20 protein-coding genes are annotated in these 25,426 nt (G+C 73.0%); 4 read left to right on the forward strand and 16 right to left on the reverse strand.

Features of this window, described 5'->3' with window-relative positions; genetic code table 11:
* Window positions 1–8: 8 nt before the first annotated feature.
* From HJD23_RS19420 to HJD23_RS19440, 5 genes are read right to left on the reverse strand one after another with little or no spacing between them, the layout of a single operon-like run.
* Entirely contained in the window at window positions 9–3,392 is a 3,384-nt protein-coding gene (locus HJD23_RS19420; RefSeq protein WP_171117305.1) for a hypothetical protein, read from the reverse strand.
* Window positions 3,393–3,396: 4 nt separating this feature from the next.
* Window positions 3,397–3,555 carry a DUF6760 family protein gene (locus HJD23_RS19425; RefSeq protein WP_171117303.1) on the reverse strand — a complete coding sequence of 53 codons (159 nt, stop codon included), beginning with the start codon at window positions 3,553–3,555 and terminating at the stop codon, window positions 3,397–3,399.
* Window positions 3,552–4,046 (reverse strand): zinc-ribbon domain-containing protein, encoded by a 495-nt coding sequence (locus tag HJD23_RS19430; protein ID WP_171117302.1) that lies wholly within the window; start codon window positions 4,044–4,046, stop codon window positions 3,552–3,554. Before HJD23_RS19430 ends, HJD23_RS19425 begins: the two co-directional genes overlap by 4 nt.
* Entirely contained in the window at window positions 4,043–4,483 is a 441-nt protein-coding gene (locus tag HJD23_RS19435) for a phage tail protein (protein WP_171117300.1), read from the reverse strand. Before HJD23_RS19435 ends, HJD23_RS19430 begins: the two co-directional genes overlap by 4 nt.
* A gap of 59 nt (window positions 4,484–4,542) precedes the next feature.
* Window positions 4,543–6,111, reverse strand: coding sequence for a phage tail sheath family protein (locus HJD23_RS19440; protein WP_171117298.1), 1,569 nt, complete (start codon window positions 6,109–6,111; stop codon window positions 4,543–4,545).
* Window positions 6,112–6,362: 251 nt separating this feature from the next.
* Here HJD23_RS19440 and HJD23_RS19445 point away from each other — a divergent pair, with 251 nt between their 5' ends.
* Window positions 6,363–8,117, forward strand: a complete 1,755-nt coding sequence (locus tag HJD23_RS19445) for a DUF4157 domain-containing protein (protein ID WP_346770313.1) — start codon at window positions 6,363–6,365, stop codon at window positions 8,115–8,117.
* Here HJD23_RS19445 and HJD23_RS19450 read toward each other — a convergent pair whose 3' ends face one another.
* The 4 genes from HJD23_RS19450 to HJD23_RS19465 all read right to left on the reverse strand — a co-directional run bounded on the left by HJD23_RS19450 (window position 8,118) and on the right by HJD23_RS19465 (window position 15,490).
* Window positions 8,118–10,673, reverse strand: coding sequence for an ATP-binding protein (locus HJD23_RS19450; RefSeq protein WP_240980754.1), 2,556 nt, complete (start codon window positions 10,671–10,673; stop codon window positions 8,118–8,120). It lies immediately after the preceding gene.
* Entirely contained in the window at window positions 10,670–11,377 is a 708-nt protein-coding gene (locus tag HJD23_RS19455; protein ID WP_171117296.1) for a DUF4255 domain-containing protein, read from the reverse strand. Before HJD23_RS19455 ends, HJD23_RS19450 begins: the two co-directional genes overlap by 4 nt.
* Complete coding sequence (locus HJD23_RS19460) at window positions 11,374–14,610, reverse strand: hypothetical protein (RefSeq protein WP_240980755.1); 3,237 nt, start codon at window positions 14,608–14,610, stop codon at window positions 11,374–11,376. The genes HJD23_RS19455 and HJD23_RS19460 overlap by 4 nt, the downstream gene beginning before the upstream one ends.
* Before the next feature lie 160 nt (window positions 14,611–14,770).
* The gene (locus HJD23_RS19465) at window positions 14,771–15,490 is read right to left on the reverse strand and encodes a LuxR C-terminal-related transcriptional regulator (RefSeq protein ID WP_240980756.1); all 720 of its coding nucleotides are present in this window, start codon (window positions 15,488–15,490) and stop codon (window positions 14,771–14,773) included.
* Window positions 15,491–15,703: 213 nt separating this feature from the next.
* Between HJD23_RS19465 and HJD23_RS19470 the strand changes: the two genes are divergently transcribed.
* A complete protein-coding gene (locus tag HJD23_RS19470; protein ID WP_240980757.1) occupies window positions 15,704–17,056 on the forward strand; it encodes a hydrolytic protein in 1,353 nt (450 codons plus the stop codon).
* Window positions 17,057–17,288: 232 nt separating this feature from the next.
* Here the strand turns inward: HJD23_RS19470 and HJD23_RS19475 are convergent, their stop codons facing one another.
* The 5 genes from HJD23_RS19475 to HJD23_RS19495 all read right to left on the reverse strand — a co-directional run bounded on the left by HJD23_RS19475 (window position 17,289) and on the right by HJD23_RS19495 (window position 21,348).
* Window positions 17,289–17,498, reverse strand: a complete 210-nt coding sequence (locus HJD23_RS19475; RefSeq protein ID WP_232107822.1) for a hypothetical protein — start codon at window positions 17,496–17,498, stop codon at window positions 17,289–17,291.
* 58 nt (window positions 17,499–17,556) lie between these two features.
* Complete coding sequence (gene tgmA / locus HJD23_RS19480) at window positions 17,557–17,799, reverse strand: putative ATP-grasp-modified RiPP (RefSeq protein WP_277347807.1); 243 nt, start codon at window positions 17,797–17,799, stop codon at window positions 17,557–17,559.
* Window positions 17,800–17,878: 79 nt separating this feature from the next.
* Window positions 17,879–18,235, reverse strand: a complete 357-nt coding sequence (locus tag HJD23_RS19485) for a hypothetical protein (RefSeq protein WP_232107821.1) — start codon at window positions 18,233–18,235, stop codon at window positions 17,879–17,881.
* A gap of 279 nt (window positions 18,236–18,514) precedes the next feature.
* Window positions 18,515–20,548, reverse strand: coding sequence for an NAD(P)/FAD-dependent oxidoreductase (locus tag HJD23_RS19490; RefSeq protein ID WP_171117288.1), 2,034 nt, complete (start codon window positions 20,546–20,548; stop codon window positions 18,515–18,517).
* 194 nt (window positions 20,549–20,742) lie between these two features.
* Window positions 20,743–21,348, reverse strand: coding sequence for a tellurite resistance TerB family protein (locus HJD23_RS19495; protein ID WP_171117286.1), 606 nt, complete (start codon window positions 21,346–21,348; stop codon window positions 20,743–20,745).
* Window positions 21,349–21,571: 223 nt separating this feature from the next.
* On the opposite strand from HJD23_RS19495, the gene HJD23_RS19500 reads away from it, so the two are divergent.
* The gene (locus tag HJD23_RS19500; protein ID WP_171117284.1) at window positions 21,572–21,775 is read left to right on the forward strand and encodes a DUF4287 domain-containing protein; all 204 of its coding nucleotides are present in this window, start codon (window positions 21,572–21,574) and stop codon (window positions 21,773–21,775) included.
* A gap of 19 nt (window positions 21,776–21,794) precedes the next feature.
* Here the strand turns inward: HJD23_RS19500 and HJD23_RS19505 are convergent, their stop codons facing one another.
* Window positions 21,795–22,658: a hypothetical protein gene (locus HJD23_RS19505; RefSeq protein WP_232107820.1), complete on the reverse strand. Its 864-nt coding sequence runs from the start codon at window positions 22,656–22,658 to the stop codon at window positions 21,795–21,797.
* Window positions 22,659–23,228: 570 nt separating this feature from the next.
* On the opposite strand from HJD23_RS19505, the gene HJD23_RS19510 reads away from it, so the two are divergent.
* On the forward strand, window positions 23,229–24,461 hold the full coding sequence (locus HJD23_RS19510) for a bifunctional glycosyltransferase family 2/GtrA family protein (RefSeq protein WP_171119105.1): 1,233 nt from the start codon (window positions 23,229–23,231) through the stop codon (window positions 24,459–24,461).
* A 42-nt stretch (window positions 24,462–24,503) separates the two neighbouring features.
* Here HJD23_RS19510 and bla read toward each other — a convergent pair whose 3' ends face one another.
* Window positions 24,504–25,415 carry a class A beta-lactamase gene (gene bla / locus HJD23_RS19515; RefSeq protein WP_232107819.1) on the reverse strand — a complete coding sequence of 304 codons (912 nt, stop codon included), beginning with the start codon at window positions 25,413–25,415 and terminating at the stop codon, window positions 24,504–24,506.
* Between the last annotated feature and the right edge of the window lie 11 nt (window positions 25,416–25,426).

Here is a 25,426-nt window from a genome sequence, read left to right on the forward strand (position 1 = left end):
CCGGGTCCTCAGCGGCGTCCGTCGTAGGGGCGGCCTGTACGTTCCCGGCCCCGCCGCAGCTCGGTGCGCAGCAGCCGGGCCATCGGGTCGAGCAGGCGGCGCGCCAGGTCGTCCAGGTCGATGGCGGGGTCCTGGAGCGCGCCGGGTGTCTCGGCGCGGTGGGCCGTGCGGTGGGCCGTGCGCTTGGCGGAGGCCGACCGCGACCGGCTGGGCGCCGGCGCCGACTTGGCCGGTTCGGCATGGGGTACGGCGAGGTCGCCGGCCGCGGAGGCCGACCGCTGCCGACCGCGCGTCGGGAGCGCCTTGTCCATGTTCCCCGGGAGTACGGAGTCGTCCGCGCTGTAGGGCGCGCGCTGGACGGGGGTTGCCGCGCCGCCGGGCGCTGCGGTCCGGGGGCGGACCACGGGTACGTTCGCCGTCGGTGCCGAGGCCGACGGGGCCGAGGGGCGATCCGTGAGCGGCGGCGTCCGCGGGGCGGTCACGGGCAGGGCCCGAGCCGGCGCGGCGGCGGCTGGGGCCGGCGCTCCGTGGGTCTCGCGGTGGGGTGGCGCAGGGCGGACGACCGGGACGCGCTGGACGGCGACGGTGGAACTGGCGGTTCGTGCGCCCGAGTTCGCCGGGCCCGGGTGCGCGGTTGCGGCCCGCTGGACGGGCGGTGTCGCCGGGGTCGCGGGTCCGGGGTTCGGGGTCGCGGGTCCGGGGTTCAGGGTCGCGGCTCGCTGCATGTGAGGCGTCGCGGGTGCAGCAGCGGACGTACCCGGAGCCGGGCGTGCGGGTGTCCCGGTGTCGCCCTGGCCCTGGGGGGCGGCCGGGTCGCCCGGCCAGCGCATGGCCACCACCGGTCGGGGGCCGGAGCGGGCGGCGGGGGGCTGTGCCACGCCTTCCGGGGTCCGGGTGTTCAGGGTGAGCGGGCGCGCGGAGAGCAGCTGGAGGGTGAGGGGTGCCGCCGGGGTGGAGTGTGCGGCGGAGCCGGTCACGGTGAGGGGCCGCGGGTCGGAGGCCCCGCCTCCGGTGCCGTGGGGGCGGGGTGCCGCCGGGGTGGAGTGCGCCGCGGAGCCGGTCACGGTGAGAGGGCGCGGGTCGGGGGTCCGGGCCGCGCCTTCGGTGCCGTGGGGGTGGGCTGCCGCCGGGGCGGGCTGGTCGGTGGCAGAGGTCCGCGCGTCCGGAGCGCCTTCGGCCAGGGCGCGGGCCACGACGACCGGGCCCGGGGCGCCGGGGACTTGGGGGCGTTGGGTGCCGAGGTGTGGCGCGTTGTCCACCGGAACTGCCACGCCCACGGCACCTTCCGGCGCGGCGGCCGGGGACGGCGGCGTCACCAGCGGCGCAGCGGACACGTTCCCGTGGTCCGTGGGACCGGGTGTCGAGGTGCCCTGGGCGGAGGAGCCGTCCGCGAGACGCCGCTGAACATCGACCGACCCCAGCAACGGCGCGGCGGGCACGTCTCCCTGCTCCGTGGGACCAGGCGCCGAGATGCCCTGGGCGGAGGAGCCGTCCGCGAGGCGCCGCTGAACATCGACCGACCCCAGCAACGGCGCGGCGGGCACGTCCCCGTGGGCCGTAGGACCAGGCGCCGAGGTGCCCTGCGTGGAGGAGTCGTCCGCGAGGCGCCGCTGCACGTCGACCGACCCCAGCAGCGGCGCGTTCGCTCCGCTCTCTTCGCGCGCGGGCAGTGCGGAATCGGTCGGCGTCAGGTCGCGAACCGGCGAGGGCGCGGGCCCCTGGTCGCTCTGGCGGGCCGGAGCGCGCTGAATTTCCGGGCCGGGCGCCGGGCGGCGCGAAGCGCGGGCGCCGGACGCGGCCGAACCGGGCACGTCGGCGCTCGGCGGCAGCGCGGGCAGTGGCGCGCCCAGGCCGCCACGCGCGCGTGCACCGGACCGACCCGAGTCGGACGTCCGGCGCGGAGCAGGGCCTTCCTGAACCGTTCCCTGCCCGCCGCCGTCGGACGTGCCCGCGCCTTCCGTCTGCCGCTGGACGACGGGAAGCACCGGATCGGACGCCGGGCTCGGGGCAGGGGTGCCCTCCGCCAACGGTGTGGCCGTGGAGGGGAGTTCGGTCAGCGGGGCGCCGAGAGGGGCACGGCTGCCCGCGCGCGTGGCGGCACGCTGTACGGGGGCCGTCGAGGGCGCCCCGGTACCGGCCGGTGTTGTCGTGGCGGAGCCGGGTGCGTCAGGGATGGTGCCATGGCCCGGCGCCGGAGTGGCGACCGGCCGCAGGGCGGGGACACGGCGCACGGGTCCGGCCTGGCGCCGGGCGACGGTCAGGCGGGGCCCCACCGGGCGGAGCTGGACGGCCAGGTGGGACACGTCGGCGCCGGCGGCGATGGACACCTCCGACCGTGCCCCCGTCGTCCCCGTCACCGCGCGCTGGACGGCCGGGCCGGAAGACGTACGCCCACCTGAACCGCCCGGCGACCGTGAGGCGCTCCCGGAGTCCGGCCCGGGCGCGCTGGGCCGTGCCGTCGGGGCGGGCCGGTTCAGGGGTCCGTCGACTGCTGTACCCGGGACCACCGCGACTCGTCGTACCAGCGGAATCTCCCGAGCGGCGGCCGGGCGGCCGATGTCGGCGGGCGTCACGACCGGGGCCGTGCCCGGCTCCGCGGCCCGCTGGACAGCGGGAAGCGACGAGGAGAGGACGGCGGGGGAATCCGCGGACGTGATGCCACGCGTGTGCGTGCGCGGAGCATCGGCCGAACGGCCCTCCCCCGCAGCGCTGTTGTCGCCGGAACGCGCGACCACGGGCTGGGACCTGTCCGCCGAGCCGGACGTCGTACGGGCCGAACTGGACGTCGTACGGGACGAACCGGAACCGGAGCCCAACGATCGGGACGAGCCCGAACCAGCCGCCGTCGCACCGGACGAGCCCGACCCGGAGCCCGACGCTCCCGAACCCGAACCCCCCGCCACCGCCCCCGACAACCGCACCCCCGCACGCGCCCCACGCACAACGGGCGTCGCCCCGCCGACCGACGGCCGCCCCGCGTTGCCGAGGTTCCCAGCATCCGACGTATCGCCCTCCGCCCCCTCCGCCCGCACCGCCCGAAGCAGCAACGGCCCCCCACCCGTGCCCGCACGGACGGCCTGCGGAGCCGCCGGGCGCGTAACGCCGCGCACCAGGCCGGCCGGGGCCGTGGGCAGCACGGCGTGGCCGAGGTCGCTGTCGAACGACGGGTTCTGCCAGGCGGCGAGGCCCGCGCGGAAGACGAGACCGTCGCTCACGCCGAGCGGGGCGCGGGAGACGGTGAGTTCCGGCGCCGCCGTACGGCGCCAGCCGCCGTCCCAGTCGCCGGGCACGGAAGGACCCGCGGCACCGGCCGGCCCGGAGACACCCGCGATGTCACCGTCCGGGGCAGCGGATCCCGCCCGGCGGCGGCGCCACCTGTCCCGCCATGCCATGTACTCAACCGCCTTCGTTCATGCGGGTGTTGATACGGGCGATCTCCGCCACCCACTGCCGCCGTTCGCCGTGGGTCAGGTCGAGGATCTCCTCGCGTGGCCAGTGGAAGTGATAGGCGATGTACGCGACCTCCTCCCGGAGCCGGGGAAGGGCGTACGTCACGATTCCCCCAGGCGCCCACCCGAGAGGTCGACCTCGAAGCCGCCCTCGCAGTGCGGGCAGGTCACCGCCGCCCGGGTGTGGCCCTCGCTGTTGACGCGGCGGTAGAAGTCCTGGAGGAACGCGACGTCGGTGGCGTACATCCGCTCCACGATCCCGGCGTGCACATCGGTGATGTCGCCGATCCGGGTGATCACCTGGCTCAGCAGTACGACGCTCAGGTACGCCGGGTTCTCCTTGACCCGCAGATCGATCTGCGGCCGCAGCTCGTCCCGGGCCGTGGCCAGGCGCATCGCGCCGTGGCGGTGCACCGTGCCCGCCTCGTCGACGTATCCGCGCGGCAGTTCGAACTCGAACTCGGTGCGCAGCCCGTGGTCCTGCCGGGGCGCCTGCGCGGCGGCGGGAGGTGCCGCCGCCTGCTCCGGGCCCGGGGCGGGCGCCGTCATCTGGAGGATCTCGTCCAGGTTGCCCGCCGTCACCGTACGGCGCTTCATTCGACGACGATCTCCTCGAACACGATCGTGACGGACTCGGTGGCCGGGGACGACTCGCCCGCCTTCAGCGACGGGCCCTCCCACTTGGAGGCCCAGCCCTGCATCAGCTGGATGCGGCGGACCGTGGTGCCCTCGGTGTCCTTGATCTCGATGGTGAGGTTCTGCCGCGCGGAGTTCACGGCGCCGTTGTTCAGGGTCTCCTTGATCCAGTTGGTGAACTCGCTGCTCTGGTCGAGTCCCCGGGTGATCGTGATCTCGCCGGCCTGCCGGGCGCCCGGCTGCTTGCGGATGATCTGCTTGCCCTCCGCAGTGACCTGCTTGACCTCGACGACATCCTCCTCGACGGTGAACCCGCTGATCTCCTGGATCGACTCGACCAGGTAGCCACCGAGCTGCACGCCGAAGACATGGGTGGAAAGAGCATCGCCCGTTGCCATGACTGTCCGTCACCTTTCCTTGCTGACCCGCGGGTCACTCGTCTCGCTCGTCGATGAGGTCACTCGTCGACGAGGCTGGTGCTGTCGGAGAACTGGGCCAGCCGGAACACCACGAACTCCGCGGGCTTGACCGGCGAGACGCCGATCTCGCAGACGACCCGGCCCTGGTCGATGGACTCCTGCGGGTTGTTGTCGCGGTCGCACTTGACGTAGAACGCCTCTTCGGCGGTGCGGCCGAACAGCGCGCCCCGCCGCCACTCCTCGGTGAGGAACGCCGTGACGTTGCGCCGGATGCTCGACCAGAGCCGGTCGTCGTTCGGCTCGAAGACCACCCACTGGGTGCCCAGGAGGATCGACTCCTCCAGGTAGTTGAACAGGCGGCGCACGTTGAGGTAGCGCCAGGCGGGGTCGGAGGAGAGGGTGCGGGCGCCCCACACCCGGATGCCCCGGCCGGGGAAGGCCCGTACGCAGTTCACGCCGATCGGGTTCAGCAGGTCCTGCTCGCCCTTGCTGAGCCGGATCTCCAGGTCGACCGCGCCGCGGATCACCTCGTTGGCGGGCGCCTTGTGCACGCCGCGCTCGGCGTCGCTGCGCGCCCACACACCGGCGATGTGACCGCTCGGCGGGACGGTGGTGTTGCGTCCGGCGGCCGGGTCGAAGACCCGCACCCACGGGTAGTAGAGGGTGGCGTACCGGGAGTCGTAGCCCGCCTCGTCGTTGCGCCAGGTGCGCACCTGCTGGGCGGTGAGCCCGGGCGGGGCGTCCAGGACGGCGACCCGGTCGCCCATCTGCTCGCAGTGCGAGATCACCGCGAGCTGTACGGTGCGTAGGCCCTCGGCGTCGATGTCGCCGCGCTGGTAGGCGCTCATCAGGTCCGGCACCGCGACCATGGTGATCTCGTCGATGGTCTCCAGGCCGCCGAAGCCGGTGCGGGCCGCGGCGTCGCCGACGTACTCGGCGGGGTCGAGGCGGACCACCTCGCCGGAGCCGGAGCCGGGCGTGGCGGGCGCGGCCGGGGCGTCGGCCAGCGTCACGGTCTGGTTGGCGGGCCTGCTCTGGGCGGCGCCCTGCTGCTCGGTGACCTCGATCAGCTTGGAGGCGCGGGCCTGGTTGACCAGGTAGCCCTTGACGTTCTTGCGGGTGGAGACCTCGTACGTCTCCGCCACCTGCTCGCCCTGGCGGACCAGCACCTTGAAGCGGTCCTCGGGCGGGTTCTCGCCACCGGCGTCGGCGACCTCCACCGACACTCCGGAGACGCCCGGCCGGGCCGCGACCAGGAAGCCGCCGAGCTCCACCGGTTCCGCCGCCTTGGTCTCCCGGCCCCGCCGGTCACCGCCCGCCGCCGGGGCGGAGGTGTCCTCGGCCGAGCCGCCGATGCGGACGATGTACGCGGCGCCGCCGCCGTTGGCGAAGTAGCCGTAGACCGCGTGGGGCAGATAGGTGCCCTCGGTGAAGCCGCCGAACAGCTGGGTGTACTGGTCCCAGCTGGTGACCAGCGTCGGCGTGTGGAACGGCCCGCGCTCGGCGAACCCGACGAACGCGGCGACGGCGGTACCGACCCCCTCGATCGGTCGGGCACCGGACTGCACCTCCTCCACGTACACGCCCGGGGTGAGGTACGTCGGCATGCTCGCTCCTTCGCGTCCTGCGGGTCGGTCACCTGTGTCCAGGCCGAGTCTCGGCGAGGGCCCCGGCACGGCGACAGGGACCTGCGGACCTGGGCGGGGGCAAGACCGCTGCCTTTCCGGACGCCCCGCGCTGACCGTCCGGACGTCGCGTGTCCTTGCCCTCACACTGCCCGCGCGGACCTGGACGCCCTGTCCGCCCGCGCTTTCCACTGGGGGGTCGTAGCAGGGGTGCGCCGACGAGGAGGCAGCAGGTGCAGACGTCCAGGCCGCGCACCGAGCGGACCGAACCACGGCAGCCGGCGCGCCGCCAGGCCGCCGCCCGACGAGAGACGGCCGGGGGCAGCGCCGCCCGGTGGGAGACGTCCGGGGGCGGCGCCGCCCGACAGGAGACGTCAGGGGGCGGCGCCGCCCTGCCGCCCCCGCTCACCGCCGAGGTGCTCCGAGCGGTGCAGCGCAGTGCGGGCAACGCCGCGGTGACCGCCATGATCGCCCGCCGCGCACGCACCGCACCCGCCCCGGAGCAGCCGGACCCCGGGGTGCACGAGGTGCTGGGCGCCGCCGGTAAACCCCTGGCCGGGCCGGTGCGCCAGGAGATGGAGTCCCGGTTCGGCACCGACTTCTCCGACGTACGACTGCACACCGGCGCCGCCGCCGCCCGCTCGGCCCGCGCCATCGGCGCCCGCGCCTACACCTCCGGCAGCCATGTCGTCCTCGGCGCCGGGTGCGGCGACAAGCACACCCTGGCGCACGAACTCACCCATGTCGTCCAGCAGCGCAACGGTCCGGTGTCGGGCAGCGCCACCGGGCACGGGTTCGCGTTGTCGGATCCGGGCGACCGCTTCGAGCGGGCCGCCGAGGCCAACGCGCACAAGGTCATGTCCGGGCCGGTGCCGGACGTGCAGCGGCTGCCGGCGGCGGAGGCCCACGTGGGGGCGGGGGTGGACACGGTGCAGCGGGCCAGCACGACCGTGCTGGAGAACGCGGTCGTGACGCACTACAGCCCCAGCAAGAGAAACGCCGAGCCCGCACGGGACCTCACCATCCAGCGCCCCAGGACGGTGACCGGCCCCATCACCCCGACGGGCACCGCCGGCCGGCCGGGCGCGCCGAACCCGATCGCGGTCAAGACGCTGCACGCCGCCTACAAGAACAAGAAAGGTGCGCGTGGGGCGCCCACCGAGGCGCAGGTGTGGAAGGACCTGTTCGGCGGGGCGGGTTACGACCGCGGCCACGTCATGGGGCTGGAGGTGGGCGGCAGCGATGTCACCCAGAACATCGTCCCCCAGTGGTCCCTGAACCAGGGCACCGGCATGTGGCGCCGGATCGAGCAGGCGCTGGTGGGGGTGAGCTCGGGTGACCTTCGCTTCGAGGTGAACTACCAGACCGGGCAGGGCAATCACCGGCGGGTGATGGTCCCGGTCAGGATCGACATCCACCTCGACAACGCCTCCTACAGCAGGTGGGAGAACGAACCGGACGTCAACGACCTGATCAGGGCGGGCCGGGACCCGAGCGACGCGGCGCAGTACTACATGGAGGCGAAGGAGGCGCTGAACGGCCGCACGACGCTCACCGAGGACGAGATGCAGAACTTCGCCCTGGCGGCGCTGTCCCAGGACCGGGCCACCTTCCTCGCCTACCAGGACTACGAGGCCGCGGTCGCCCAGGGCCAGCACCCCGGCAGCAGTACCGCCGGCACCCACCTGCAGGGCATGACCCGCTCGAACTTCCCCAAGGACCGCCGGGACAAGCTGATCGACTCGTACATCAGCGCAGGCTGGGTGACCAGGAACGGCACCGGCGCCGCCGCGACCTACACCCTGGACGACGTCCCGGCTCCCGCGCCCGACAGCGACGTCGGTTCCAGCAGCGAGTCCGACGTCGAGATGTCCGACGACTCCCAGTTGCCGTCGCCCGGACAGCCGTTCGCCAGCATCCAGTACGGCTCGCAGAGCAGCGAATCCGATCCGGACTGGGAGGACGACCGGATGTCCACCGGCTCCTGATCAGGCGTTGCCGGCCTCCGCCGTGTACGGGCCGAACTCGCTCTCCAGGACCAGCCGTCCGAGCTTGCGGTACTCCTGGGCGACCGCCGTCACCACCTGCCGCATGGTGAGCGGCCTGCCGGACTCCGCCGCGAGGTAGGCCGCGGTCACCGCGCAGGCCCGGATCGAGCCGCCCGCCAGTTCGAAGCGATCCGCGCAGAAGCGGAGGTCGAGGTCGTCGGCGCGGGGCAGCCGTTCGCCCAGGCAGCGGTCCCACAGGGCGAGGCGCTGGCCGGCGTCGGGCACCGGGAAGTCCGCCACCACGTCCAGGCGGCGGGTGAACGCATCGTCGAGGTTGGCCCGCAGATTGGTGGTCAGCACCGCGATGCCGTCGAACGACTCCATGCGCTGCAGCAGATACGCCGACTCGATGTTGGCGTGCCGGTCGTGCGCGTCCTTCACCTCGGAGCGCTTGCCGAAGATCGCGTCGGCCTCGTCGAAGAGCAGCACGGCGTTGACCGCGGACGCCTCGGTGAAGATCCGCTCCAGGTTCTTCTCGGTCTCGCCGACGTACTTGTCCACAACTGTGGACAAGTCCACCACATACAGGTCCATGCCCAGGTCCGCCGCGACGACCTCGGCGGACATGGTCTTGCCGGTGCCCGACTCCCCGGCGAACAGCGCGATCACCCCGCGGCCCCGGCCGCCGCCGGGCCGCATCCCCCACTGCCCGAGCACCTGCTCGCGGTGCCGGGCCCGCAACGCCAGTTCGCGCAGCCGCCGGTGGGTGGCGGGCGGGAGCACCAGGTCGTCCCAGCCGACGCCCGGCTCCACCCGACGGGCGAGCCGGTCGAGCCCGGCGCCGTTCTGGGCCCGCACGGCGGTGCGCAGGTCGTCGGGGCCGACCGGGCGACCCGCGAGGGCGGCGGTGCGCAGCGCCACATCGGCGGCGCGGCGCAACTGCCCGGAGTCCAGGCGATGCGCGGCGACCGCCCGGGCGAGCACGTCGGCGTCGCCGGTCACACCAACCCCCTGGGCATCGGCGACCCGCGAGTCCAGGCGGTGCCCGGCGGCGAGCACGTCGGCGCCACCGGTCGCGCCGGGCCGGTGGCCCGCACCGGCGACCCGCAAGTCCAGGGCATCCGCGGCGGCGACCGCCCGCGAGAGCACGTCGGCGTCACCGCTCACACCGGACCCGTGGCCCGCACCGGCGACCCGCAAGTCCAAGCGGTGCCCGGCGGCGACCGCCCGCGCGAGCGCGTCGGCGTCGCCGGTCGCACCCACCCCCTGGGCATCGGCGGCCTGTTCGAGGGCGTACCGCCAGCGCGCGGCCTGGCGCTCGGGGGACGGCGCCGGCACGGTCAGTACGACGGGGCTGTCCGCTGCCCACGCCGGGTCCCAGCCGACGGTGCCGTGCGTGAGCAGCGGGAGCCCCCGCAGCGCCGCGCACAACGCCCCCAGCGTGCGGGCCCGTTCGGCGGGTTCGGCGGGCAGCGCCTCCAAGGGGCCGAGGACGACCCCGGCACCGGTGAGGCGGGCTTCCAGCGCGGCCACCCGGGCGAGTTCCGGTACGTCGCCGGAGCGCCGGGCGAGCGCCACCGCGTCCAGGACCAGCGGACGCAGCCCGGCCGCGCGCAGGGCGGCGACGGCCAGCCCCTCGGCGTCACCGCCCCGCCCGCGCAAATGCACGAGCCCGACACCGGTCCCGGCCGCGATCGCCGCCCGCTGCACCTCCGCCGCCTCGGCGGTCGGGTCCTCACCGGCCTCGCCGAGCACCCCGGCGAGCCGGGCGTCGGGCCGGGCCCCGCCCAGGAGGTGCGCGGTGACCCGGTCGGGTACCACCAGGACACGGGACAGCGGCGGCCGTTCGGGCTCGGTGACCTCCACCAGACCGCCCGCGACCAGGGGCGCCCCGGGCGCGAGCCGGAACCGCGCTGACGCCGCGCCGCCGGCCCCGCACAGCTCCAGCACCAGCCCGACCGTGGGCCGACGCCGCGTCAGGTCGTCGTTGAGATAGCCGTAGAGCCGCTCGAACCGCGCGTCCAGATCGGGCGCCACCGCGACCAGGAGCAGGTCCAGGTCCAGCGGGGCCAGCCCGAACCGCCGGGCGAGACCGTCGAGGACGGAACCGGCGGGCGGGTGCCAGGGTTCGTGCCCGGGTACGTCGAGCCCACCCGGCTCGTCCAGGATGCGCACCGCCGCCTCGGGGGTGAGGTACTGGCCCCGGTACGGGTCGTCGGGGTCGGGATCGGCGGCACGACGAACGGCGACGGCATGCCGGACACGCTCCTCGACGATCCGAAGCCGCGCCCATACGTGGTCGACGTCGCCGGTGACTCCTGGCCCGCAGGTGACTCCTGGCCCACCGGTGCCTTCCGACCCGCCGGTGAATTCCGATCCACCAGAGACTTCCGGCCCACCGGAGACCTCCGGCCGATCGGCGATTCCAGCACGACCGGAGACTCCTGGCCCGCCGGAGACTCCTGGCCCGCCGGTGACGTTCGGCCCACCGGAGACCTCCGACCCACCGGAAACTCCCGACCCCCCGCTGACAACAGACTCCGCACTGTGCGTCACGGCTGCCGCTCCCCCCGGCGGCGGCGACGGGCTGCGGCGGGCGGCCGTTCGCGCTCGCCGGCGAAGCCCTCCGGGCCCGGGTCGCTCACCTCCGTGTAGCGCAAGCGGCGCCCCGGCCTCGTCTCCCCGCCCTCGTCCCGGGCGGCCGAGCGCACCACGAGACCCTCCGTGACCGGCGGTGCGGCGGCCGTGGTCACCCCGGCGAGCGGCGCCCGTACCCGCACCCCGAGCGACGCCTTCAGCTCCCCGCCGAGCGCCGACCACACGTCGGAGGCGGCCGGTGCGTCGAGCCCGGCGCCGGCGGTGTCCAGCCCCACGGTCAGGCCGAGTTCGGCGAGCGTGCCGGTGAGCAGCCGTGCGGGCAGCGTGTCGTGGGCCACCAGACGGGCCAGGACCTGCGAGAGCAGCCGGTGTTCGTCCTGGGGGCGGTTCGCCCACGCCGTGACCAGGTACGTCAGCTCGAACCAGCGCGGTGGGCTGCGCCGCGCCACGAGGTGGCCGTCCTCGTCGTACACCTCCCCGGCGCCGCTGCCGCGCCGAGTGGCGTCCTCGCGGATGTCGTACAGGAAGACGCAGACCGTCGGTCCGCTGCGGCGCGCCGCCCAGTCCCGGGTGGGGGCGTCGAAGACGACCTCGACGCCCGACGCCTCCAGGCCCGACTCACCGAGCAGCCTGCGCAGCCCCTCGTCGACCTCGTGGATCACCGGCGCACCACCTGGTCGGGCGGCTGGATGGTGCCGCTGACCACCAGGAAGTCGGTCTGCACCGGCGAGAACCCGGGCCCCCTGGCGGTGATGACACGCGGTCCGGTCTGGTCCTTGGCGAGGATGAGCAGCTGGCCGATGAACGTGCCGTCCGGCTTCGGCACGGTCGGCGCCGCCGCCGCGGTGATCCCCGGCCTCCAGCTGAACCGCACCGGCACGCCCGGCGGGAAGTCCTTGCCGCGCACCGAGGTGACGAAGCCGGGCTTGCCGATCGGCGGCACCGCCTCGATCCGCGGCTGGAGGACGCGGATCCGCTGCCGGGCGCTGTTGTCGCCCCGGTCGGCGTCCGTGCCGGTGGTGGTGAGGTCGCCGGTGACGCGGCCGGTCATCGCCTTGTCGGGGCTGAGGACGACCCGTACGACGGTGCTCGCACCCGGTTCCAGGTCCGGCAGCGCGCACCGCCAGGAGCGGTCGCAGCCCGCCGGCGGCCCGCTGTCGGGGATGCCCCGGGGCAGGCCGATGCGCAGCCGCAGCCCGGTCGCCAGCGCGTTGCGGCCGTTGCGCACGGTGTACGTCACCACGACGCGCCCGCCGACGTAGCCGGGGTTGGGCTGGGCGGTGACACGCACGCCGGGCCCGGCCTCGGGCGCGTCCGGCTCCGGCGGCACGACGGGCGGCACGGTCGTCGGCGGCACGATGGTGGGCGGCGCGGAAGTGGGCGGCGCAGGCGTGGGCGGCACGGAAGTGGGCGGCGTCGGGCCCGGGCTCGTCGGCGGCGTCGGGGGCGTCGGCGGCGTCGGCGGCGTCGGCGGTGGCGTCTCGCGCACCGGCACCACGGTCCGCCCCGCGTTGTCGCTCGGCCGCGGGTCCAGGACCGTACCGGTGACCGACCAGTCGACCGGCGCGTCGCCGGGCGTGACGCCGGTGAGGGTGACGTTCACCGCAACGGTGGTGCCGGGCGGCACCACGCCGACGTCGCACTGGAGGGAGGCGGCGTCGCAGGTGCCGCCGGGCCGGGTCAGCCGGGTGACGCGGACGCCGGGCGGCGGGGCGATGGTGAGCCGGGTGCCGGGGGAGGCGGCGGGGCCGTTGTTCACGACGTCGACGCGGACCGTGGTGGACCGGCCGACGACGACGTCCGGCGTGGTGCCGGGCGCCCGCACCGCGAGATCCACGGACTGCTGGACGCTCGGCTCCTTCTGCCGCCCCGGAAGACCGGCGGTGAGCGGCGTCAGCTCGCCGGACGCGATGTCCAACAGGGACAGCTTCTCAGGGCTGTTGCCCGGCAGCCCGGCGCGGGAGCTGAACACCAGCCCGGTGCCGTCGGCTGTCCAGGCCGCGTCCCGCGGCTGGTACGGGCCGGTGGCGGAGGTGTCCGGCAGCTCCCGGCCGCAGGCGCCGGGAAGGTCGCGTGCGGCGGCGGGCAGCAGTACCCGGCAGTCGTCGCCGGACACGGACGTCAGCAGGATGCCGTTCTGCTCGTCGACCCGGCCGCCGCCGTTCTTGCGGTTGAAGGCGATGCTGAGCCCGTCCGGGGAGAACGCCGGGCTGTCGTCGATGACTTCGCAGTCGCCCGGGCAGACGGTGGCGCTCAGGTCGCGCTGCGCGCTCAGGTCGTTCACGGGCACGGTCCAGATGTGCTTGTTGCCGCCGCCCCCGTCGATGACGTGGTTGCGGGTGAAGGCCAGGGTGGTGCCGTCGGAGGACCAGGTGGGCTGGGCGTCCTGCCCCTGGAGCTGCCCGGCGGGCGGGGTGATCTGACCGGTGATGGCGCCGGTGGCCACCTCCGCGATGAGGATCCGGCTGGGTCCGGCGGCCTCTCCGACACCACCCGGCGACGTCCGCACGAAGGCCAGGTACTTGCCGTCCGGGGAGAACGTCGGGTCGGTGTCCCAGTCGTTCGGGCCGCGTCCCGCGAGCGGCAGGGGTGCCGCGTTGGCACCGTCGGCGTCGGCCATCCAGATCCGCTCGATCCGGCCGTCGGGGGTGTCCTCGAAGCGGGTCACCACGATCCGGCGGCCGTCGGGGGTGTAGTTCTGCCGCTCGGTCCACGGGTCGTACCCGGGCGCGGGCCGGAACAGCGGGTCCTTGGCGGGATCGGTGTTGGTGTCGGCCGCCGGGTCCTCGTTGAGGATCGTCAGCCCCAGGTCGCGCGGGTCGACGCCGTCCGACCGCACGTCCTGCAGCGTCACCGTGTTCGGCCCGGCCGCCGAGGTGCGCTCCACCACCACCCCGCCCCCGTCGAGCGGTCCGAGCCAGGTGGGCGAGAGCACCTCGCGCTCCTCGTTGAGCACCAGCCTGGGGACCTGCTCCGAGTGTGCGGTCGTCCGGAACACATGGTCCCAATCGCCCTCGCACTCACAGGTGATCTCGGGGCTCAGGAACAGCACCCCGTCCCCGTCGGGCAGCCACGCTGCCCCGTGGGCACGCCAGTTCGCCTGCGCGCCGCCGAGCAGCGGCTCGTCGTAGGTCCCGTCGGTCACCCGCAGCCGGGGCACGGACTGCCCGTCGACGGTGCTGGTGGCGGTGTACGCGATCCAGTTCCGGTTCTCGTCGTCGTTCACCGGGTTCCACGCGGGCTCGGTGGCCGCGCCGTTCGCCGGATCGGTGACCCGGGTGGCGGTGCCGCCGTTCAGCGGCCGTACGTAGATCTGCTGTCCGGCGAGCGGGTCGCTGTCACTGGAGTACGCCAGCCGCTGCCCGTCGGGGGACACCGTCGGCCACTCCTCGTCGGACGGCGTGTCGGTGAGCCGGGTCAGGCCGGTGCCGTCGGTACGCACCAGCCACAGATCACGCTGCGTCCCGCCTGGTTCAGCGGAGTCGAACACCACGGCCCGGCCGTCCGGCGTCAGCCGGGGGTGCGCCGCGTCCATGCCGCTGGTGAGCCGCCGTACGGAACCATCCGCGGACCGCAGATAGATCTGCGGCTTCCTCTCGTCACGCCGACTCGCGAAGACCATCTGATCGCCCAGGGCGGACGGCTGGACGTCGAAGTGGGCCGGACCTGCGCCGAGCAGCGGGGTGCTGGAGGTGGTGGTGTCGACCCGGCCGAGACTGCGGTGCCGGGTACCGGCGTACGCGATCCGGGTGTCCGCGGCGGCCTTCGCCCGCGGCCGGGACTCGGCGCTGCCCTGCCCGGCGGCGGCCGTGACCCCGAGCAGCGGGATCAGCAGCAGCAACGACGTGCCGAGTCTGCCCAGGCGGTACCGCCCGCCGGGGCCAGCGGTTCCCATCACGGTCCCCCTCGCAGTGTGGTGCGGCATCGGAATGCGGCATCGGATGTGCCCCGCCACCCTGCGACAGCCGCACACGATGCGGCAGGGCGGCGGGGCCGCACCCGGGGGAAGCGCGTGCTGCGCTTTCGGGCAACGCCGGTTTCCTCGGCTCAGCCCGTCAGATCAGCCCGTTGCGCAGCGCGTAGCCGACCGCGTGGGCGCGGTTGCGCAGTTGCAGCCGGGTGATGATCTCGTGCAGGACGTTCTTGACGGTCCGTTCGGAGTACGACGTCTTGCGAGCTATCTCCGCGGTGTCCAGGCCTTCCGACACCAGGCGCAGCATGTCCGCCTCACGCGTGGTCAGCGTGGACAGGGACACCCCGCGCGGGTCGAGCGCCGAGCGCTGGAGGCTGCCCACGTGGGTGAGCAGCTTGCCGAGCAGGTCGCCCGGCAGCACGCCCTCGCCGTTGGCTGTCGCCAGGACCAGGTGCAGGAGCTGGTCCTGGTCGGCCTCGGCACGCCGCAGCACCGCCGCCACCCCGCACTCGATGACGCGGGGCAGTGTGCCGGGCCCGAGGGTGCCGACGACGAGGCCGGTGCGGGTGGCGGTGTTGTGCCGCAGCCGGTGCAGCAGGGCGGCGACGTCGTCGTCGACGAGGTCCACGATCACCAGCGACACCTGGGCCCGCTCGGCGTCGGCGTCGTCGAGCAGGTCGACCTCGGGGCGCTGGCGCAACTGCTGGACGACGCCGACGCGCAGCACCGGATCGGCGGCGTAGACGGCGACGGTGACCCGCTCCGGGCGTCCGGAACGGGAGGTGCGGTGCGTGTCCCGCGTCTGGGCGGGTACGCGGGACGACGTGGGGGTCGGGGGGGTCGGGGCCGGGCTGTTTTCCACAGGGCAGGTCATGGAGGGTTACCTGTCTCATCGGTTCATGGGGGGTGGATCAGGAGTTCGATGCGCCGGCGCCGGGCGGCGCACGCGAGGGGGCTCGCCGGAACAGCACGGCCCCATATGCGAGTTGACCCTGACTCGGCGGGCATCGCGACTGCCCGGGTGTTGCCCTCGCGCTCCTCGTGACGTCCCCGGGCCCGGACCTACCGTGCTGGCGTGACGCCTTCTGCAGCCGCTTCCGGTCCCGGCGCGCCCGGTCTCGACATCCCGTCGGTGACGGTGGCGCCGGGTGACACCGCCACGACCAGTGTGACCGTCCGCAACGACAGCGACATCGTCGAGGCGTACAGCCTGGAGGTCGTCGGCGACTGCGCCGCCTGGACGACGGTGGAACCCGCGCGGGTCTCGCTCTATCCCGGCACCTCCGAAACGGTGACGATCCGTCTGGAGCCACCGCGTTCACCGGAGATCCGGGCCGGTGAGATGCCCCTCGGAGTGCGGGTGCTGCCGACCGAGCACCCGGAGTCGGTGCGGGTCCTCGAAACGACCGTGCACATCGAGGAGTTCCACGAGCTGCACACCGAGCTCGCCCCGCGCCGCCGGCGCGGCTGGCTGCGCGGCCGCTACCGGCTGGCGGTGCGCAACCAGGGCAACTCCCCGGTGCGGGTGGGCTTCACCCCCGGCCAGCAGGGCGAGGAGCTGGCCTTCGCCTTCAACCCGGCGGAGCCGAAGCTGGAGCCCGGCGAGTCGACGGAAGTCGGACTGCGGGTCCGCACGGCCAAGCCGGTGTGGTTCGGTGCCCCGGTGACCTGGCCGTTCACCGTGGCCGCCGCGGAGTCCCGCGACGAGGACGACACCGCCGGGGACGAGACCGGCACCCCGGCGCCGCCGGACGCGGAGTTCGTCCAGATCCCGATCTTCCCGAGGTGGCTGCTCGTGCTGCTCGCGGCGCTGCTCGCGCTGCTGCTGGCCTGGTTCGCACTGGTGCGCCCTGCGGTACGCAGCGCCGCCGAGGAAGCGGCCACCGAGGCGGTCCAGCCCCGCCCGACGCCCGCCGGGCAGGGCGGCGGGCAGGCCCCGGGCGCCGACTCCGGCGGCGGTGCGGACGCCCGGCCCGGTGGCGGCGGCCAGGAGGCGGGCGCACCGGCCGGTGCCGGTCCGGGCGGTGACGGCGGCTCGGGCACCGGCGACGGCACCTCGGTCGGTGGGGGCCAGCAGAGTTCGGCGACGATCGACCTGGAGACGTCCGCCGGAGAGACGAAGACCGGCACCTACCAGGTCCCCGACGGCAGCGTCTTCGGCGTGACGGACATTGTCGTCGCCAACTTCCAGGGCGACGAGGGCCTGTTGACGATCACCTTCGGCGACCGCAAGGTCACCACGATCGCGCTGGAGACCTTCCGCAACCAGGACTATCACTGGGTGACCCCCATCAAGATCCCTGAGAACGACACCGTGACCGTCGAAGTGACCTGCCAGAAGCCGGGCACACCGGCCACCGGCCGACAGGCGGCGGGATGCCACGAGGTCCTGAACGTGAGCGGCGTACTCAGCCGCACCACGCAGTGACTCCAGCCTCACACGTTCGACATTGTCGATCGCTGTAAGCGCCACCGAAAGAGTCGGATCTTGTTCCGACCGGAAATAGACAACTTTGGTCTGAAAACCAGCGACATAGGTGAACATCAGTCACTGACGCACCCTCCCGTCTGACGCCCAGCGTTCAGCCGACGGGACCTCGAAGGTGATCAGGCCGGTGGCGCCGGGTACCGCAACCGGACAGACGAGGCAGCATGGGATGTCAGCTCGCGGTGAACGCCCACGTGAGGCGTTGTCCGTCGGGGCCGACGTGCAGCCGCATACGGTCGGCCGAAGGGCATCCCTCCGCCTCCCACTGTGCAAGGCGCTCGGTGATCTCGTCCCACAGTCGCGCCGCGCCACCCTGCCGTACCATCCACCGCCCGCCGTCCTGGAAGACGACCGCCCACGCCTCGGCGTCCACGTCGATCACGACGTGTTCCCTCCGGCCGTGCAGACCAGCACCGGGCGTCCGTCCATGGCGCCAGCCCCTAGTCCTGTGTCGCGTCGTGGCCGGAGTCGGCATCTACTTTGCCGTCCTTGCCAACCTGCGTGGGCGGGTAGGTGTTCATGCTGGTTCCGTGCTTGCCGAGTTCGGCCGGCGTCATCGCTCCGTCCTCCCCGACCCATCGGCCGGTCTGCGTGGTCGGGTCAATGCCCGCGTACCGCCACGGTGAGGGAGAACCGTTGCGCAGCGGAGTCATACGGCGCAGCCCCCACGGGGCCGGGCGGATTCCAGGGGTGGTTCCCGCTCCCCTGCCGGGTGTGTGAGAGAACCGGTCAACAGGTCATCCCCGGCAAGGGGCGGAGTCTTCAGCAGCGGGGCAGTCGGTGACGGCCCCCGGACACGCCCACGGGCAGGGTGCGCAGTGGGGGTGTGTGTGCGGGCACGGTGAGCGAGGCGGACTGCACGGCGCGGCCGCCGACTCGGTCCCGGTCATGCGACTGGACACGCACCATGTGGTCAAGCTCGGCGATGCACGGGCCACACCCGTACACGTCGCCCGTCGCGCCGGGCGTGGTCACGGAGCCGACCCACAGCACGCGCACGCCCTCCCGTCGGCAGTACAGCCAACAGGCACCCGTCACCCACTGGTTCCCGTCGTTCGTCTGCGCGATGAGCGGCCATGCATCGCGCCACGGACGCGCGATGGCCGGAGCGAACGTCACGCCGTGCCCCCGTTCGCCCGCACCAGCTCGCCGAGCCCCGCCGGGGCTGCATCACCGCGTAGTCGCCGAAGTTCCGGCGGTAACGCCGGTGCCCGGTCTCCTGCGTGTGCCGACGCTGCCACTCCTCGACCGGCCCAGGGTCGCGGTGCGTGCCGGACTCCGCGCCGCACTCGGTTGCGTCGCCGGACACGCACCGGGCCTCGTATTCCGGTTCTGCCGTCTGGTCCTGCTCGATGGTGAACGGTACGTAGCGAAAGATCGGGCGATCGGAGCAGACCGCTAAGCCATGTGCACCTCCAACGCCGCCCGCACCCCCGACTCCAACGCCCCCTCGATCCAGGACGGCTTCACCGAGGTGTGGTCGCCCGCGAAGTGGAGCGGGCCCTCAGGGGCGCGGATGGCGGCGAGGAGTTCCGTGTGCTGGCCGGGGAGCAGGACGGAGGCCTCGCCGTACGCGTACGGGTCGCGCAGCCAGCTCTGGGTGCGGCCGGCGCCCGTGTAGAAGACCTCGACGCGCTGGCCGTAGACCTGTTGCAGGCCGCGCAGGGCGTGCGGGTAGCGGGCGTCGTCGTCGTGGGAGTCCCAGCGGGAGGCGTCGTCGGCCCAGCTGTAGGAGGCGAGGACGACACCGCCCGCGCTGCCGGGCACCGGGTGGGACGGGTTGATCAGGAAGCGGTTGGCGTTGTCCGAGACCGAGCCGCCGCCGACGATCCCCGCGGCCTCGGGCTGGTCGCGGGTGACCCAGCGGTTGGCGGCGTAGTGGACGCGCTGGCCCGGGGTGATGTGCCCGGGGGGCACGGACGGATGCGCGCCGAGCAGGCTGCCGTCGGCGGGCGCCCTGCCCTGCCGGTACTCCTCGTACAGCCCGGGCCGTACCGCGTCGAGTTCCCGCTGCCAGTCGTCCTCGCCGAACTCCCACCACCGGCGGCTGAATTCGAGCAGCACCTTGGTCGCGCTGTCGTAGTGCAGCTCGGCCACAGCACGCCGTTTGCCGTACGACATCAGCGGCCTGACCTGCATCTGCCGCAGCCCGGAGAACGGCACCGTGACGATCGCGAGGTCGCCGGTGAACTCCTCGCGCACCACCTTGCCGTTCCGCCCCTCGGACACCGTGTCGATCCACACACGCGGTCCGCCGGGCCGGACGTGGGAGAGGTCGGCCTTGCGGTCCGGGTCCCACCACTCGATGTGCGTGGCCCGCCGGTCCCTCCGCACCACGTCCGCCACCTGCCGCAGCAACGCGTCCGGCAGCGTCGCCGTACCGCCGACCAGCTCCCAGAACTCGGTGTCGGGGCTGATCAGCGACTGGCTGATGAAACTGTGGATGAAGGACAGCGGCAGCCGTGAGGTCAGGTTCTCCAGGGTGCCGATCAGGTCGATGGTCCGCTCGTCGAAACCGGCCTGCTCGGTCAGGAACCGGTACATGGACCAGTCGCCGAACCGCTGGATCACCCGCGCCCAGCCCTCGACCCGTTCCGGCATGGGCTTGTCGACCCGCTTGCCGTCCGGGCCGACCGTGCTGAACTCGTCGCGCACGGGGTCCAGGGCGGTGCGCAGGATCGTGCCGGAGGGCGTGTCCCAGTACTTGCGGGGCACGCCGAACGACCGGTTGACCTTGCGGGGCGCCCGCGCGTACTCGGCGCGGCGCACTCGGATGCCGTTGACGTGCAGCCAGGCGCGGTTGACCGGCCTGCCCTCGCCGTCGACGTCGACCAGGTGGAACAGGCGCTTGTCCAGGCCGAGTTGGTCGATGAGCGACATCACCAGCGGGTGGCTGCCGGGGATTCGCATCGCACCGGCCTCGGCGTACTGCCGGGGATCGGCGAACGGCTGCGCCGCGTTCTCGTGTCCGCCGGTGCGGAAGGTCTTGATCCGGCCGCCGACCCGGTTGCCGTTGGCCTCCAGCAGCGTCACACGATGCCCGGCCCGCTTCAGCAGCCAGGCGGCCACAAGACCGGCCGGGCCCGCGCCGACCACCAGCACCTTCTTGGCGTCCTTGGTCCGCGCGCGGGGCAGCCCGTCGCCGAGGATCTTCTGGTACGTCGGCACCAGCGGCTCGTTGTGTTCGTCGACGACCAGCAGCGCACGGGCCACGGCGAGGCACGTGTCCCAGTCGGCGGTGGATCTGGGCGGACAGGGGGTGGCCGGGGCCTGCGGAGGAGCGGCGGGTACGGCGGGTGCGGCAGCGGCCGGGTCGGCGGCGGTCAGTCCCAGCGCCGTCGCGGTCGCGGCCGTACCGGCCACGGTGGTGAACTGCCGCCGGGAGAACGGACGGTGGGTGCCTGTGGTGATCGTGGTGCCGTGGTCATTCATACGTCCCTGGATACGGGGGACGGCGTACGTCCGGCAGCGCGATCGGCGCCGACCACCGGAACGTGGGAGCGCCCCGGGGCACTCCCGACGCCCGGCGACCGCCTGAGCGGACGTATCACTCCCACGCGCCCGGCGCGCACGACCACCGGTGCCCGCCGGGAGGTTTGACAGGCGCGGCGGCGTTCAGCACAGCCTCAGAGGCCGAACTCCTGAGGAGACAGGCCCAGCACCGAGCAGGCCTCCCGCAGCACCTGCTCCTCCGCCGGTGCGACATAACCGTCCGCCCCGGCGATGACGAACCCGGTCTGGACGACCGCTCTGGCCTCCGCCGGCTTCTTCGCCGCCTTGGCGATCTCCTGCATGACCTGCGTCTTGCCCTGCGGGAAGTCGAACGCCAGCCGGTCGACGTGCTGGTTGAAACGCTGGCGCAGCTGCTCCGGCGGGAAGTTCTGCAGGACGTCGTTGCTCAGGATCAGCGACTCCACGTGCTGCCGCTCGGTCGGGTCGACATGCCCGTCGGCGGCCGCGACCAGGGCGCACATGGCCATGCTGGCGTCCCGGTAGGCGCCGCTCTTCAGCTCCGTCTTCAGGGAGGTGAGCTGCGACTTGAGCGTGCTCACCAGCTGGGCCCGCGAGCCGCCCGAGGATCCGGAACCCGGCCTGCCGTGCCCGCCGAAAGCGCCCTGACCACCGTGTCCACCCTGACCACCGTGTCCGCCCTGTGCGCCGGAGCCACGCGCGCCCTGCGCCTGCTGCTGCAGGTTCTTGGCCTGGTCCTTGATCCGATCCCACATAGCCATCCGTGCCACCTCGGCTTCAGCCGTGTCGTTCCGGTCGCCGGCGTGCGTCCGCACCCGTCGTCCTGGCAACGCCTGCCCGTCCCCCGAAGTTCCATGACCACGCCCGGACGGCCCAAGGCGAGTGACGCGGATCACGCCCGACGGACCGATCACTTACTCGCCCTCCGCCGGTCATCACATGCGACAACCGCAGGATCTCCCGGCAGACAAGGACGCGACCGCCATGACCGCACCCGTGAAGGGACCCGCCAGCTACTTCCCTTCGATCGAGAAGAAGTACGGCCGTCCGATCGCGGAGTGGAAGGACCTGATCCGCGCCTCGCCCCTGACCAAGCACATGGAACTCGTCACCTGGCTCAAGACCGAGCACGGTCTGGGCCACGGCCACGCCAACGCACTCGTGGCGCACACTCTCGCCGAGGACTGACCTACGGGCCGCAGGGCGTCTACTGGGAGGTGGCGCCCTGTTTCGGGATGATCCGGGGTGAGGAGGGCCGGTCGCGTCGCGGTGGGGGAGATGCGGCGTTCGGGTCCACCCGGCGGATCTCCTGGGTCGTGGAGGTGCCCGGCTCGTCGGTGGGCGGGGGCGGGGGGTTCGGCCGCGAGCGGTGGCGGGGCAGGGTGCGCCGGGGCGGGCGGGTCAGGGTGATCTGCCGTACGAGCTGCTGAAAGCACGCCAGCGCCGCGAGACCCGGCAGGGCCGCCGTCATGGTGTCCACGACCGTTCTGGGTGCCTGCGCGACACATAAAAGCATCGCCGCGGACGAAAAGAAGAGGATCACACACCAGGAGTGCACGGCCCGGCGTTGATGCAGCGCGGCGCGCAGCACGGACAGCGAGGCGACCAGCCACGGACCGTAGATCAGCAAAGGCCACAAGGAAACGATGCCGTTGTCGATACGGGTAACGGAAAGGCGCAGCGGTTCGTAGACGGCCAGTCCGCCGAAGAAACTCACACCGCATGCGATGACTGCCGCCAGCGCGGCCATGACCCGGCTGACTGCGCGAAGGACGTTCGGGCCACCGCGTTCACGCGGCTTGCGGTGGCCTTTCGGTGAATCCCTCAGTGGTGGCAGTTCTGCCGTGATCTCCTGGAGATTCTCCAGCGGTGTGCCGGGGGCGGGAGCGGTGACCGAGGCATCCGCCGGGGGGACGCCGGAGGCCTCCTCCGCCAGCGCGTCCTGGAGCATGAACGCCAGTTCCTCGGCGGGATCCCAGCCGGAGTCCGGTGGAACCAGGGGTTGCGAGAACGCTTCGGCCGGACCTCGATGCCGGCCGGTGCCATGAGTGCCATGACCCTGCGTATACATAGCGAATTCTTGCTATTTCGCCGCAGGGAAAGCGGACGTGCCCTGCGACCTGATCCACCGTCGGGCGAGATCTGCTTCCAGGTCGGCCATGACATCCAGAAAATGGCGGAGAATCGGCTCGGTGGCCCGGAGTGTGACGGGGGGTCCGTCTTTGGTGAGTGTCCCGTTGACACTGGCCGAGCAGTGTGCCGGGGCGGGAATGTATGTATAGGGACCCATCGTCACTGCATGTCCCGCAAACCTGCCCCCTCGCTGCTGACTCGCCAACAGGCCGAAAACACCGTCCCTGGTTGCCTTGGTCATATCCAAACTAACGGCACCCGATTGCGCCGGATGCGCAGCAAACGGGTGAAGGATCAAGGTAATGAAACGATTTCCTCGCCCGGAATAAACAGATGACTCGCCTTACATTCCGGGTGCGGGCAGCCGGCGGCGCCGGGCACGCCGACGTCGCTCATCAGGCCGTAACCCGCAGCCCACTGCCCGCGGGCGCCGTCGTCCGCGTACCTTCATACCCTGCGCCGAGCACGAAACAAGGACGAGCCAGTGAGAGAACAAGGGACCGCCGCCGTGAAGGACGTACACCCACTGCCCCACCGCACGCCGGTCCCGACCGACCATCCGGACCCCGTCCTGGACGTGGTCGTACCGGTGTACAACGAGGAGACGGATCTGGAGCCGAGCGTCCGGCGGCTGCACGCGCACCTGCGCGACACCTTCCCCTACCCGTTCCGCATCACCATCGCCGACAACGCCAGCACGGACCGCACCCCGGAGATCGCCGTCCGGCTGGCCGATGAACTGGCCGAGGTGGAAGGGCTGCGGCTCGACGAGAAGGGCCGCGGCCGGGCCCTGAACACCGCGTGGTCCCGTTCGTCGGCACCCGTGCTCGCGTATGTCGATGTGGACCTGTCCACGGAACTGGCCGCGCTGCTCCCGCTCGTCGCCCCGCTGATTTCCGGGCACTCCGACATAGCCATAGGCACCCGCCTGGCCCGCGGTTCCCGGGTCGTGCGCGGCCCCAAGCGGGAGATCACCTCCCGCGCCTACAACGCCATCCTGCGCTCCACCCTCGCCGTGGGCTTCTCCGACGCGCAGTGCGGTTTCAAGGCGGTACGGCGTGATGTGGCCGAGCGGCTGCTGCCCCTCGTGGAGGACTCGGGCTGGTTCTTCGACACCGAGATGCTGGTCATCGCCGAGCGGGCGGGCCTGCGTATCCACGAGGTGCCGGTGGACTGGGTGGACGATCCCGACAGCCGGGTCGACATCGTCGCCACGGCCCTGGCCGACCTGCGCGGCATCGCCCGGATCGGCTCGGCACTGGCGCGCGGCACCCTGCCTCCGGCCGAACTGCGGCGCAGCGGCGAGGGCGAGCCGTCGGGCGGACTGGTGATGCAGCTCGTGCGGTTCGCCGCCGTGGGAGCGGTGAGCACCCTGGCGTATCTGCTGCTGTACACGCTGTTGCGCCCGGTGATGGGAGCCCTGTCCGCCAACGCGCTGGCGCTGCTGATCTGCGCCATCGGCAACACGGCCGCCAACCGCCGCCTCACCTTCGGCATCCGCGGTCCCGGCGGGGTCGTACGCCACCAGGCCAGGGGTCTTGCGGTCTTCCTGCTCGGCCTGACGCTCACCAGCGGCTCGCTCGCCGTCCTGCACCAGGCGGCGCCGTCGGCCGGGGCCCGCGTCGAACTCGCCGTACTGATCGCCGCCAACCTGACCGCGACGCTGCTGCGGTTCCTGCTGTTCCGGGCGTGGGTGTTCGGCACCCGGCCGCGCGGGCGGGCGGAGTCCGCCGTTTCGTGACGGGGAGTTGCGCGTCGGCACGCGGCGCTGACGATCGTTCCGTCAGGTGAGGTCGGCCACGACCAAGCGCGTCGCCTCCGCGATCAGGGCCTCCCTGGGCGGGGTGTCGTATCCGGAGCGGTCCGTCATCACGGCGAGGACGAGCGGTTCGGTGTGGGGCGGCCAGACGATGCCGATGTCATTGGCGCGGCCGTACTCGCCGGTGCCCGTCTTGTCGGCCACCGTCCAGCCCTTGGGGACGCCGGCGCGGATGCGTTTGGCGCCGGTGGTGTTGCGCACGAGCCAGTCCTTGAGGAGGGCGCGGCGGTCGGGGGTGAGGGCGTCGCCGAGGACGAGTTCGCGGTAGGTGGTGGCGATGGCCCGGGGTGTGGTCGTGTCGCGCGGGTCGCCCGGGGCCATTCCGTTCAGTTCGGGCTCGTAGTGGTCCATGCGGCTGACCCTGTCGCCGAGGCCGCGCAGATACGCGGTCAGTCCCGCCGGGCCTCCGACGTCCCGCATCAGCAGGTTTCCCGCCGTGTTGTCGCTGTAACGGACGGCCGCGTCGCACAGTTCCCGGACCGTCATGCCCGTCTCGACGTGGGCCTCGGTGATCGGCGAGTAGGCCTGCAACTCGGCCCGTGTGTAGGTGACTCGCTGGTTCAGGTGGCTCAGGGGGTGCTCGTGCAGTACCGCCGCCGCGGCCAGGGCCTTGAAGGTGGAGCAGAGCGCGAAGCGGTCGTCCGCGCGGTACGTCAGCGTCGCACCCGTGCCGGTGGCCATGGCGTGGACGCCCAGCCGGGCGCCGTGGCGTCGTTCGAGTGCCGCGTAGCGGGAGAGGTCGGGCGTACGGGTGTGAGAGGGGCGCGGTGGCGTGGCGCTCGCGCGCTCCTCAGGGGCTGCGCGGTCGCACGCCGACGCGCCCAGCGGTACCAGCAGCGCGCCCAGCAGCAGTTGCCGACGGGACAGACCGGGCATACGGGATTCCC

The organism is Streptomyces sp. Z423-1, assembly GCF_013009255.1.
Taxonomy (GTDB): Bacteria; Actinomycetota; Actinomycetes; order Streptomycetales; family Streptomycetaceae; genus Streptomyces; species Streptomyces gossypiisoli.

Excerpts from the sequence above, each read along its gene's own strand:
- HJD23_RS19420 (WP_171117305.1), bottom strand. The coding sequence starts at position 3,392 with ATGGCATGGCGGGACAGGTGGCGCCGCCGCCGGGCGGGATCCGCTGCC.
- HJD23_RS19430 (WP_171117302.1), bottom strand. The coding sequence starts at position 4,046 with ATGAAGCGCCGTACGGTGACGGCGGGCAACCTGGACGAGATCCTCCAG.
- HJD23_RS19435 (WP_171117300.1), bottom strand. The coding sequence starts at position 4,483 with ATGGCAACGGGCGATGCTCTTTCCACCCATGTCTTCGGCGTGCAGCTC.
- HJD23_RS19440 (WP_171117298.1), bottom strand. The coding sequence starts at position 6,111 with ATGCCGACGTACCTCACCCCGGGCGTGTACGTGGAGGAGGTGCAGTCC.
- HJD23_RS19460 (WP_240980755.1), bottom strand. The coding sequence starts at position 14,610 with ATGGGAACCGCTGGCCCCGGCGGGCGGTACCGCCTGGGCAGACTCGGC.
- HJD23_RS19490 (WP_171117288.1), bottom strand. The coding sequence starts at position 20,548 with ATGAATGACCACGGCACCACGATCACCACAGGCACCCACCGTCCGTTC.
- HJD23_RS19495 (WP_171117286.1), bottom strand. The coding sequence starts at position 21,348 with ATGGCTATGTGGGATCGGATCAAGGACCAGGCCAAGAACCTGCAGCAG.
- HJD23_RS19500 (WP_171117284.1), top strand. The coding sequence starts at position 21,572 with ATGACCGCACCCGTGAAGGGACCCGCCAGCTACTTCCCTTCGATCGAG.
- HJD23_RS19505 (WP_232107820.1), bottom strand. The coding sequence starts at position 22,658 with ATGTATACGCAGGGTCATGGCACTCATGGCACCGGCCGGCATCGAGGT.
- bla (WP_232107819.1), bottom strand. The coding sequence starts at position 25,415 with ATGCCCGGTCTGTCCCGTCGGCAACTGCTGCTGGGCGCGCTGCTGGTA.